This window comes from Microbacterium sp. FG3 (genome assembly GCF_057809335.1).
Window position 1 is genome coordinate 1 of the sequence record NZ_JBMDJT010000057.1, and the last position, 11,762, is coordinate 11,762.

Annotated in this window: 10 protein-coding genes; 8 read left to right on the top strand and 2 right to left on the bottom strand. The window is 70.7% G+C overall.

All coding sequences use genetic code 11. The features are described from left to right. From ACODR5_RS13160 to rpsT, 5 genes are all read left to right on the top strand, one after another. The coding region (locus ACODR5_RS13160) for an ABC transporter permease (protein WP_488983885.1) at positions 1–1,599 on the top strand (1,599 nt) is incomplete at its 5' end. After that, entirely contained in the window at positions 1,596–2,768 is a 1,173-nt protein-coding gene (locus ACODR5_RS13165) for an ABC transporter permease (RefSeq protein ID WP_488983886.1), read from the top strand. The genes ACODR5_RS13160 and ACODR5_RS13165, both read left to right, overlap by 4 nt. Beyond that, a complete protein-coding gene (locus tag ACODR5_RS13170) occupies positions 2,765–4,438 on the top strand; it encodes an ABC transporter ATP-binding protein (protein ID WP_488983887.1) in 1,674 nt (557 codons plus the stop codon). The genes ACODR5_RS13165 and ACODR5_RS13170 overlap by 4 nt, the downstream gene beginning before the upstream one ends. Positions 4,439–4,496: 58 nt before the next feature. After that, the gene (locus ACODR5_RS13175) at positions 4,497–5,252 is read left to right on the top strand and encodes an alpha/beta fold hydrolase (RefSeq protein WP_488983888.1); all 756 of its coding nucleotides are present in this window, start codon (positions 4,497–4,499) and stop codon (positions 5,250–5,252) included. Positions 5,253–5,366: 114 nt separating this feature from the next. Then, positions 5,367–5,627: a 30S ribosomal protein S20 gene (gene rpsT, locus ACODR5_RS13180; RefSeq protein ID WP_449854239.1), complete on the top strand. Its 261-nt coding sequence runs from the start codon at positions 5,367–5,369 to the stop codon at positions 5,625–5,627. 60 nt (positions 5,628–5,687) lie between these two features. On the opposite strand, the gene holA is transcribed toward rpsT, so the two are convergent. Further along, entirely contained in the window at positions 5,688–6,737 is a 1,050-nt protein-coding gene (gene holA / locus ACODR5_RS13185; protein WP_449854240.1) for a DNA polymerase III subunit delta, read from the bottom strand. A gap of 60 nt (positions 6,738–6,797) precedes the next feature. Next, positions 6,798–9,167 (bottom strand): ComEC/Rec2 family competence protein, encoded by a 2,370-nt coding sequence (locus tag ACODR5_RS13190; RefSeq protein WP_488983889.1) that lies wholly within the window; start codon positions 9,165–9,167, stop codon positions 6,798–6,800. A gap of 220 nt (positions 9,168–9,387) precedes the next feature. Here ACODR5_RS13190 and ACODR5_RS13195 point away from each other — a divergent pair, with 220 nt between their 5' ends. The 3 genes from ACODR5_RS13195 (at position 9,388) to ACODR5_RS13205 (ending at position 11,729) form a co-directional block, all read left to right on the top strand. Further along, a complete protein-coding gene (locus tag ACODR5_RS13195; RefSeq protein ID WP_460818340.1) occupies positions 9,388–10,017 on the top strand; it encodes an endonuclease/exonuclease/phosphatase family protein in 630 nt (209 codons plus the stop codon). A gap of 112 nt (positions 10,018–10,129) precedes the next feature. Then, positions 10,130–10,477: a hypothetical protein gene (locus ACODR5_RS13200; RefSeq protein WP_460818338.1), complete on the top strand. Its 348-nt coding sequence runs from the start codon at positions 10,130–10,132 to the stop codon at positions 10,475–10,477. Positions 10,478–10,484: 7 nt separating this feature from the next. After that, positions 10,485–11,729 (top strand): hypothetical protein, encoded by a 1,245-nt coding sequence (locus ACODR5_RS13205; RefSeq protein WP_488983890.1) that lies wholly within the window; start codon positions 10,485–10,487, stop codon positions 11,727–11,729. Positions 11,730–11,762 lie beyond the last annotated feature (33 nt).

The following is an 11,762-nucleotide window of genomic DNA, read 5'->3' on the forward strand; positions in this document are numbered from 1 at the left end:
TCGGAGTCGGGCCACACCCCCGCGATGGCTGCGTCTGTCATCCTCGCGGCCCGCAGCGAATCAAGGGACCCTCAACTCGTGCTCATCTTCATCCTCCGGCGACTGGCTGCCGCGGTGGGCATCCTGCTCGCCTCGTCGGTGCTCATGTATGTGCTGGCGATCAACTCCGGTGATCCGCTCGCCGATCTCCAGGAGAGCAACGCCGACAACCGAGAGCTGCTCATCCAGCAGCGCATCGACTACATGAACCTCGACATGCCCTGGTACCAGCGGTACCTGACGTGGCTGCTCGGCGTCGGCAAGTGCTTCGTCGGCGCCTGCGACCTCGGCAAGAACCGCAGCGGACAGGACGTGTGGCCGCTGCTTCAGCAGGCCGCCGGCTCGACGCTGCAGCTCGTCTTCCTCGCCACGCTCCTCGCTCTCGTCCTGGGCATCGCGATCGGCGTGCTGACCGCCGTGCGCCAGTACTCCGGCCTGGACTACGGCGTCACCTTCGTGACCTTCCTCTTCTTCTCGCTGCCCGTGTTCTGGGCCGCCGTGCTCTTCAAGGAGTACCTGGCGATCGGCTACAACGACTGGCTGCGCGATCCGCAGTTCACGCCCGTCGAGATCGCCCTCATCGCGATCGTCGCCGGCCTGCTGATGCAGATCTTCCTGGGCGGGTCGCTGCGGCGCCGACTGATCACGTTCGCCGTCACCGCGGCCTTCTTCGCCATCGCGATCCCGACGCTCCTGGCGCTGGACTTCTTCCGCCAGCCGCAGCTCGGCCCGGTCGGCGTGGCCGTGCTCACGATCGCCGCGGCGCTGACGATCGTGGTCCTCAGCGTCGGCCTGCAGAACCGCAAGGTGCTCTCCCCCGTGCTCATCACGGCGGGCCTCGTGATCGTGATGCAGTTCGCGCTCGTGAACGTGTTCGTCTACTACATGAACTGGTGGATCATCATCGGCGGCCTCGCCCTGGCCGTCGCGGTGCCGTGGGCCATCGCGCACTACATGGGCGGCCGGTACCGCACCGTCGCCATCGGCGCGAGCGTCGCGACCGGCGTGATCGGCGCGGGTCTGACGGTGCTCGACCACATCTTCCGCACCTGGCCGAGCTTCCTCGACAAGAAGCCGCGCCCCATTTCGACGATCGGCTCGCACACGCCGAACTTCACGGGCGACTTCTGGCAGGTCTTCCTCGACCACGCGACCCAGCTGCTGCTGCCGACGCTGATCCTCACCGCGATCTCCCTGGCGAGCTACAGCCGCTACACCCGCAGCTCGATGCTCGAGGTCAACCGCCAGGACTTCATCCGCACGGCCCGCGCGAAGGGCGCACCCGAGCGCGTCGTGATCTTCCGTCACGCCCTGCGCAACGCGCTGATCCCCATCGCCACCATCGCCGCCTTCGACTTCGCCGGCCTCATCGGCGGAGCGGTCGTCACCGAGCGGGTGTTCGGCTGGACCGGCATGGGCGCGCTCTTCAGCAACGGACTCTCCCTTGTCGATCCCGCACCGGTGATGGCGTTCTTCCTGGTGACCGGACTGGCGGCGATCATCTTCAACATGCTCGCCGACATCACGTACGCCTCCCTTGACCCGAGGATCCGCGCATGAGCAGCACCCAACACAACTCCGCACCCGTCACCTCGGCCGACATCTACGACCTCGCGGAGGCCGAGGATGCGGCGCTCCTCGCCAAGAGCGCGGCGCCGCTGTCGCAGGGGCGCCTGGTCGCTCGCCGCTTCTTCCACCACACCGGGGCGATGATCTCGCTCGTCGTCATCGTGCTGATCGCGATCCTCGCGTTCAGCTCGATCGGCTTCCTCGGCATCCCCGGATGGTGGGACAAGGGCTACGTCTCGGCAGGCGAGGTGCTCAACGGCGGGCGCCCCACGCTCAGCCTCGTGCCGACGTGGCTCGGAGGCGACGGCATCTCCCTCGGAGAGCACCCCTTCGGGCAGGAGACGACGGGCAAGGACTACTTCGCCCTGGTGATGGCGGGTACCCAGCGCTCCATCATCATGGGCATCGTCGTCGGCATCGTCGGCACCTTCATCGGGTCGGTCGTCGGCGCCGTCGCCGGGTACTTCCGCGGACGCGTGGACTCGATCCTCATGCGCATCACGGACGTCGTGATCGTGATCCCGCTGCTGGCGATCGCCGCCGCGCTCGGCCAGATGGCGGGCAACATCGGCAGCTCGGTGTTCCTGCTCGCCCTCATGATCAGCCTCGTCTCGTGGACGGGACTCGCCCGCCTCGTACGCGGCGAGGTGCTGTCGCTGCGCGAGCGGGACTTCGTGGCCGCCGCGCAGTCGATGGGCGCCGGTGCGGGACGCATCATCTTCAAGCACCTCATGCCCAATGCAGTCGGAGTGATCATCGTCAACGCCACGTTCGCGATCGCGTCGGCCATCCTGCTCGAGAGCTCGCTCTCCTTCCTCGGCTTCGGCGTCAAGGCACCCGAGACCTCGTTGGGTCTGCTCATCAGCCAGTACCAGGGAGCGTTCACCAACCGGCCGTGGCTGTTCTGGTGGCCGGGCGGGATCATCCTCGCCTTCGCCCTCGCCGTGAACTTCCTCGGCGACGGCCTGCGCGACGCCTTCGACCCGCGTCAGACGGGCCGGATCAAGCGCGCCGGCCTGTTCGACTGGTCGGGACGCAACAAGCAGGCGCCCGCCGCGGCCATCGCGGCACCCCAGGTCGAGATCCAGCCCGGCCCCAGCAACCCCGACGCCGCCGACACCGAAGGCGGATACGACATGGACAAGGGAGGCCGCGCATGACCGCCGTCGATCCGAACGCGGCACCCGCCCTCGCGTTCACCGACCTGAACGTGCGATTCGCCACAACGGGCGGGCTCGTGCACGCCGTGAAGGACCTCTCGCTCGATGTGAGGCCCGGCGAGGTCGTGGCGCTCGTGGGCGAGTCCGGCTCGGGCAAGTCGGTCACCTCGACCGCCGCCATGGGCCTGCTGCCCGCCAACGCACTCGTCACGGGCGAGGCCCGGGTGGGCGGCGTGAACGTCGTCGGCCTGGCCGAGGAGAAGATCCGCGCGATGCGGGCCAGGGAGATCGCGATGATCTTCCAGGAGCCGATGACGGCGCTGAACCCGGTGCTGTCGATCGAGAAGCAGCTCGTCGAGACCTTCGAGCTGCACGACGTCGCGTACGGCGCCGACGCCGTCGACCGCGCCATCGAGCTGCTGCGCCTCGTGGGCATCCCCGAGCCCGAGAAGCGGATCAAGCAGTACCCGCACCAGTTCTCGGGCGGTCAGCGCCAGCGCATCGTGATCGCGATCGCCATCTCGCTGCGCCCGAAGGTGATCATCGCCGACGAGCCGACCACCGCGCTCGACGTGACGGTGCAGGCCGAGATCCTCGACCTGCTGCGCAGCCTGAAGGACGAGCTGGGCTCCGGCATCCTGCTCATCACGCACAACATGGGGGTGGTGGCCGACCTGGCCGACCGCGTGGCCGTGATGTTCCGCGGCAGGCTCGTCGAGACGGGGCCCGTGCACGACGTGCTGACGAGCCCGCAGCACCCGTACACGAAGAAGCTGCTCAACGCCGTGCCCCGCCTGGAGAACGTCGAGCTGCAGCAGGGGCACGGCGCCGAGCCCGAGGAGACGGGCCGCGAGCTCGTTCTGAAGGCCTCGGATCTGGCGATCGAGTACCACATGCGCGGCAAGCGCCTCCGCGCCGTGGAGGATGTCTCGTTCGATCTGGCCAAGAACGAGATCCTCGGCATCGTGGGCGAATCGGGATCAGGCAAGTCGACGATCGCGAAGGCCGTGCTGGGACTGATCCCCGTCGCCGAGGGCACGCTCGCCGTGCACGGCGAGGACCTCGCGTCGATCTCGCGCCGCCGCGCCAAGGCCGTGCGCCGGCGCATCGGCGTCGTGTTCCAGGACCCGGCGGCCTCGCTCGATCCCCGCTTCCCGATCGGCGACGTGCTGGCCGAGCCGATGGCGATCCACCGCGTGGGCACGAAGGCGGAGCGGCTGGCGCGCGCGCACGAGCTGCTCGACGCCGTGCGTCTGCCGCGCGACGTCGTGAACCGGTACCCGCACGAGCTGTCGGGTGGGCAGCGCCAGCGCGTGTCGCTCGCGCGGGCCCTCATGCTCAAGCCGGAGCTGCTCATCGCGGACGAGCCCACCTCGGCGCTCGACGTGTCGGTGCAGGCCGCGGTGCTCGACATGATCAAGGAGCTGCAGCAGGAGTACGCGTTCGCGTGCCTGTTCGTGAGCCACGACCTGGCCGTGGTCGACCTGCTCGCCGACCACGTGCTCGTCATGAAGGACGGGCGCATGGTGGAGCACGGGCGCACGAGCAGCGTGCTGCACCACCCGCAGGCCGACTACACGAAGCGGCTGCTCGCGGCCGCGCCCGTGCCGGAGCCGACCGAGCAGCGCGAGCGCCGCGAGGCGCGTCGCGCGCTGCTGGCCGCGCAGTAGCATGAAGGCCCGCCGGGGAATCCCGGCGGGCCTTCCGCTGTCCCGGGGGTGAGCCGAGGTGGCCGCGCAGATCGTCCTGGTGCACGGCATCCGCACGTCGGCGACGATGTGGCGCGCGCAGATCTCCCACCTGCAGGATCGCGGCCTCACGGTGCGCGCGATCGACCTGCCCGGCCACGGATCCCGGATCGACGAGACGTGGTCGCTGGAGGAGGCGATCGCCTCGATCGACCGCGCCGTCACGCGGGCCGCCGAGCGGGGCCCCGTCGTCCTGGCGGGGCATTCCCTGGGTGGACTGCTGTCGACGGCGTACGTCGGGCGCCCGGGATCCGCGCCGCCCGTGGCCGCCTTCGTCGCGTTCTCGTGCACCGCTCTCCCCCGCGGCGCCGGCCTGCGGGCCTACCGCCTCATGGCACGAGGATTCAGCCGCCTCCCGGGGGGCGGCCGCTGGCTCATCGACCGGGCGCTCGACCTGCAGCTGCCGCCCGAGACCCGGTGGGACCTCGCCGCGGGCGGCTACTCGCTGCTGCAGGAGGATCGCGCCCTGGCGAGCCTCGGGGAGATCGATCTCATCCGGGCGCTGCCGCGCATCCAGCGCCGCCGCATGCCCGTGTGGTTCGTGAACGGCGAGTGGGATCAGCTGCGCGTCAACGAGCGACTGTTCACCCGGCTCGTGCCGCGCGCGGAGCTCGTGCTCGCGCGGCGGTCGACGCACCTGGTCACCGTGATGCGCCCGCGGGTCGCCGATGCCGTGCTGGATCTCGCCGTCGCCACGGTCTCCGGACCCTCCCGGAGCCCGGACTCAGGGGAATGACCTGCTAGACTCGACCCTTGGCTTGCGTGTGGGGCCACCCACACTGTCGCGCGACATCCCTCTCCTGTTGCGGGACGACATCCGAATCACCTTTCAACGAAAGTCCTACGACACGTGGCAAACATCAAGTCGCAGATCAAGCGCATCAAGACCAACGAGAAGGCGCGCGAGCGCAACAAGGCCGTCAAGACGGAGCTGAAGTCGCTCGTCCGCAAGACGCGCGACGCCGTCGCCGCCGGCGACAAGGACGCGGCCCTGGCCGCGTTCGCGAAGGCGTCGAAGAAGCTCGACAAGGCCGTGAGCAAGGGCGTCATCCACAAGAACCAGGCGGCGAACCGCAAGTCGGCGATCGCCAAGAAGGTCGCCTCGCTCTGAGCCGACCTCCCGCTGAGGCCCGTCCCGCTGGGGCGGGCCTTTCGCGTTCCCGCGGCCGGCTCACGCCCCGAACGGGCGGCGCGTGGCGACGACCGTGACCATGCGCTCGAGCGCGAAGACGGGGTCGCGCGAGGCGCCCTTGACCTCGGCGTCGGCGCGGGCGATGGCCTGGATCGCCAGGCCCAGGGTGCGCTCGCTCCAGCCGGCCTGCAGGTCGCGGCGGGCGCGATCCACCTGCCAGTCGGCCATCTTCAGCTCCTGCGCGATCTGCCGCGAACCGCCGCGGCGCCCCGCGACGCGCGCCATCGTGCGCAGCTTCATCGCGAACGCCGCCACGAGCGGCACGGGGTCGGCGCCCGAGTCGAGCGCGTGGCGCAGCGCGAGCAGCGCCTCGCCGTAGCGCCCCGCGATCGCGGTGTCCGCGACGACGAAGGAGTTCGTCTCGACGCGGCCGCCGTAGTAGCGGTTCACGATCTGCTCCGTGATGTCGCCCTCGACGTCCTGGATCAGCTGCTGGCACGCCGAGGCCAGCTCGGTGAGGTCGCCGGAGAACGCCTGCGTGAGGGCGTGCAGCGCCTTGGGGGCGATGCGGCGCCCCGCCTGCTGGAACTCCCCCGACGCGAAGGACTCGCGATCCCGGTCGTTCTTGACGGCCGGGCACGGTACCTCGACTCCCCCGCCTGTGCCGGAGCGGATGGCGTCGAGCAGCTTCTTGCCGCGCACGCTCGCCCCGGTGTGCCGCAGGATGACCGTCGCGCCCTCCTGGGGTGCCTCGATGTAGGCCAGCGCCTCGGTGAGGAACGCGTCGCTGCACTTCTCCACGCCGCTCACGCGCACGAGCCGCGGCTCGCCGAACAGCGAGGGGGATGTCACGCCGAGCAGCGTGCCCGCGACGTAATCGTCGGCCCGGATGTCGGAGATCTCGAGCGCCGGATCCTCGGCCTTCAGGTAGTCGCGGATGCCCGCGATGGCCCGCTCCGCGCAGACCTCCTCGGGGCCCGACACGAGCACGAGCGGCGCCGGCTGGGGCTTGCGCCACGGCAGCTGCGGGATCGCCACGCCCTTCGCCCCGCCGCGACCTGAGGACGATCGAGCGGATGCGGCGGCCATGCCCCCAGCCTACCGGCGACCGCCGACACGGCTCAGCCGTCGCGCTCTCAGCCCCCGCGCTCAGCCGCCGCGCTCGCGCCAGACGGTGAGCGCGCCCTCGTCACGGCCGACGAGGATCAGGCCGTCCTCGTCGGTGCGTGCGATCGCGGATCCGATGCTCCGCAGTTCGGCGAGGATCTCCTCGCGCGGGTGGCCGTAGTCGTTCTCGCCCACGGTGACGAGCGAGAGGGCCGGGTCGAGCTCGCGGTAGAGCGCGTGGTCCTGATCGGCGCTGCCGTGGTGCGCCACCTTCACCACCTCGTAGGGACCGACGGGGTGGCTCTGCGCGATCATCGCCGCCTGTGCCTCGGCGGAGAGGTCGCCGAGGAGGATCGCGCGCGGCACCCCGCCGCCGGCGAACTCCACCACGACGCTCGCATCATTTCCGGAGGCCGGGCCCGCAGCGCGGGGCGCGGGCCAGAGCACGCGCCAGCGCGCGTCGCCCAGGTCGCCGTGCATCCCGGCCGCGGCCTGCACCCGTTCCGCGCCGCCGAGCGCGGCCCAGGTCGAGGCGACCTCGGCGTCGGGCGGCCCGTGCAGCACGAGGCCCACGCGCCCCGCCACGGCGGCGACCCCGCCCGCGTGATCCGCGTCGAAGTGCGTGAGGAGGAGCAGGTCGATCCGGCCGATCCCGAGCCGGTCCAGGCAGGTGGCGAGCGGCTCGGGATCGGGGCCCGTGTCGATCAGCGCCACCGCGTCACCCGAGCGGACGAGGACCGCGTCGCCCTGGCCGACCTCGCACGCGGAGATCGCCCAGTCCCGCGGTGTGGTGAGCGGCCCGATCACGGGCCCGGCGACCGCCGCTCCTGCCAGCGCCAGGCCGGTGACCAGCGCGAGGCTCGCGCCCGCCGCGCGCCGCACCGCGGCCGCGCGCAGGCCCCCGCGCGGGCGGACGACGAGCACCGTCACGCACGCGCCCACGAGTGCGAGCGCCGCGAAGCCGGTGAGCCCGCCCCACCACGGCAGGCTCGCCTGCGGCAGCGCCGCGAAGGTCTCGGCCGTCGCCGCCACCCACGAGGCCGGCAGCCACGCGAGCCAGGCCAGGGCGTCGGCCAGGGGCGGCACGAACACGAGCGCGCACGCGGCGGTGCCCAGCAGGGTCGCCGCCGGCGCCGCCGGACCGGCCAGCACGTTCGCGACTACCCCGTACAGCGCCACCTCGGGGGCGAACAGCACGATGATCGGCCCGCACACCAGCTGCGCCGACAGCGGCACCGCGAGGGCGAGGGCGAGCGGCCGCGGCATCCAGCGCTCCAGCCCCTCGGCCAGCGGCGCCGCGAGCAGCAGGAGCGCGCCCGTGGCCGCGGACGAGAGCAGGAAGCCGTAGCTGGTGGCGAGCCACGGATCGGCCAGCAGCAGAAGCGTCACCGCACACGAGAGCACCGCCACCCCGCCGCCCGGGCGGCCGAGCAGGAGCGCGAGCATCGCGATCGCCGCCATCGTCCCGGCCCGGATCACGCTCGGCTCCGGCGTGACGAGCACGACGAACGCCGCGAGTGCGACGAGCGCGACGCCGATCCGCAGCCGCCTCACCGCACCGCACCACGCCGCCACCGCGAACACCAGCCCGACGACGAGCGCGCAGTTCGCGCCCGAGACGGCCGTGAGGTGCGACAGCGAGGATGCCTTCATCGCCGCGTCCAGCTCGTCCGACACGGCGCGCGTGTCGCCCACGGCGATGCCCGGCAGCAGCTGTCCGCCGCCTCCCGGGAGCCCTGCGGCTCTCTCGACGAACGCGTCGCGCAGCCACGCGGCCGCCCCGAGCACGTGCGGCGGATCGCGCACCGGCTCGGCGGTGCGGGCGAAGATCACGAGCGCCTCGGCCGAGCCCGCCTCGCCCGCCTCTGACCCGCCGCGCACGTCCACGACGGAGCCGAGGTCCAGCCGGTCCGCCGCGGGCGAAGCCCGGTCGACCGCGACGCGCACGGGCACCGCCCCGGTCACACCGCCGCCCACGCCCTCGACGCCCTGTGCGACGCCACCGAACCACACGCGCGTACCGTGGGGCTCGACCTTCGTCGTGATCTCCACACGCGCCTGCACCTCCCCCGTCGCGACGAGGTCGGTGGCAGCCGCGCGTGAGGGCGCGAGGACGGCGACGTGGGCCGCCGCTCCCCCGGACGTCGCCAGGGCCACGACCGTGAGGGCCAGCGCCGCGCGCCGCGACGGCACACGCAGCGCACACACGACGAGAGCCGCCGCGGCGAGCAGACTCACCCCGGCGAGGACCCATGCCGCCCCCGGCAGCATCACGGCGCCGAACGCGCCGGCCCATGCGGCACCCGCCACGGGGATCAGGCGCAGGTCGGCGCGCCGTCGACCGCCACGGTGAGAGATGGTGGACAAAGGCGCCGACCCCGCGGCGGAACGAGAGTGCGGATCGACGGGCATGCGGCGAACCTACGCCCGGCGACGCCATCCTGGTGCCATCCACAGGACGGTGCCTGAGCCGGACTGCCCTGACCCTGATGTGAGCGAGCCCAGGTATTCCGCACCCGCTCCTACCAGGCGCTCACCGCCCCATGGTCGAAGTCTCCGTTGCCGGCAGCACCTAGTGACGTGCGCGAAGACGAGGGCCGGTTCGAGCGAGATCCCCGACCAGCTCCACGGCGTGCCGACTGACGACGACGGCACGCCATTGACAGTGATGGGCCGAGGCGCGCTGCAGGTCCGCGTGAAGGCCGGCTCCACGCCGGTTGATCTGGTGAGCGTCCACTTGAAGTCGAAGCTCATCTCCTACCCGGGCGGGCGGTTCCAGCCTCGCGATGAGGGCGAACGCGCGCGGTTCGCGTCGTACGCGCTCATGCGCCGCGCCGCCGAGGCGACCGCCGTGCGGGGCTTCGCCGACACCCTGATCCACGGGGAAGGCGACAACCGGCACGTCCTGGTGCTGGGCGACATGAATGACGAGCCGGCGGCCGCGACCACGCAGATCCTGCAGGGTCCGTCCGGCTCCGAGATCGGCACGACCGGCGCAGACCGACCGGATCAAGGCGACGCGTGGCGGCTCTTCAACCTCGCGCCGCTGATCCCGGAGCCCGAGCGATTCAGCCGCGTGTACCGCGGCCGCGGTGAGCTGATCGATCACATCCTCGTCACCAACGCGACCCGGAAGACCGTTGTCCGCGCCGGCACACGGACTGGAGGGGAAGCGCTGCCGTCCGTGACGGACTCCCCCGCTGCCCGTCGCGACTCCCCCTTCAGCGACCACGCGCTCGTGATCGCTGAGCTCGACCTCTGAGGCGCTCTCGACAACGCCGGCAAACCGGGCGGCGGGCACCTCTACCCATTCGATCCGCCCCTGCGCACGCGTAGCATCTGGCTAACCGACCAGTCAGTCGCGGGGGTGAGAGATGACCGGTGCAGGCGAAGGTTTCGACGTCCAGGTGGACGAAATGCGGGCGACGGGCGACCGTCTCGCGGGCGCACAAGACCGCGCCGCACAAGCCGCGACGGACGCTGCCGCGATTCAGCTCTCCACCTCATCCTTCGGCGTGCTGAACAGCGCGCTCGGCGCTGTCGCAGTTCCGCTGCCGGAGGTCGCGTCCGACATCCTGACTGCACTGTCTCGCGCGCCCGAAGCGTTCCGCCTCGGGATCCGTGCCGCCGCGGACGAGTTCGAGAACGCAGACCTCGAATCCGCGTCCGCGGCAAAGAAGCGCGAAGCCGACCTCGACGCATCGGACTGGGTCCGTGGCTAGCGCGGTCATGACCCACGATGGCGCCGGGACGCAAACGGTGATCAATCCCGCCGCCGCGGAGCTCGCGCGCGGAAGCTGGACGCAAGGGGTCGAGTCCTATCGTCAGCCCCTAGCTGTCGGTCTCACCCCAGGGGCGATCGAGCCGGGCGGATACGGCGCCGACGCGCAGTTCCCACCGGAAGTTGCGCCACACGTCGCGCCCCTACAGGCCTTCGTCACCCAACTGCAGGGAGATGAAGGGACAGTCGAAGCGTTCGCTGTCGGGTGGCGGCGCGTCGCCGGCGCCGTCGAGGACATCGGCCACGACATCGCCGCCACCCGCAGGCGCCTCGACGACATGGACGGCCGGACTATCCGGGCGATGCGGAAGCGGTTCGACGAACTCGAAACCGAAGCCCGCGCCATCGCCGAGTGGGTCGGCGGCGCAGCCGACGCGCTGGACGACGCTTCCCGCATCGTCGTCTCTGTGCGGCGCATGGTCCTCGGCGCACTCGAGCATCTGGCTACCAAAGCCGCGAAAGTGGTGAGCGAACCTCGCCTCACACCAGGCGGGATCGTCGACCCGGCATTCGCCAGAGAAGCGCGGCAGTCCATCGCGGCATGCCAAGGCCTCATCGACCGGATGAACGTGGAGTTCAGCACACTGATCGTCCTCCTCCACACCATCGCCCCCACGGCGCAAGCGTCACTCCGAAACCTGAACGAGATCATCGCCGAGCTCGACACCACCGTCAGTATCGTCAGCACGAGCGCAGTAGATGCATGGCTCGATCAGTTCAGCGGCTACGACCAGCTCGCGACCGACGTCGATGCGGCCCTCGCGCAACTCGCCAAGAAAGAGTGGATCTACCATCCCGCACTGCGCCAGATCATTCGCGACGCGGTTAGAGACCTCTATGTAGCCGATCCGGAGGTCACCGAACTGCATCCCGGTGACCTCGACAGGGATGAACAGGAACTGCTGCGAGACAACACGCGCGTCGGGGAACGAATCAGCAGACTCTCCGAACTCATCGAGGGGAACACGTTCGTCGACGACCTCGGCGGCCAAGACCGCACCGTAATCGACATCAAGAAGGTCGTCAGTGACCCCGCCACCGGGCAGTACCACTACATCGTCACCTTGCCCTCGACTCAGGACTGGAATCGGCTCTCCGAGTTCTTCGACCCCGAAAACGCCTCCAACCCCTATGAGGATGCAGGGGCAACGAACGACCTGGACGCGAACATTGGGCTGTGTCAAGCTTCGTAGACGATCTCTTTGTGGATTTCAGGCCGCGGTTGC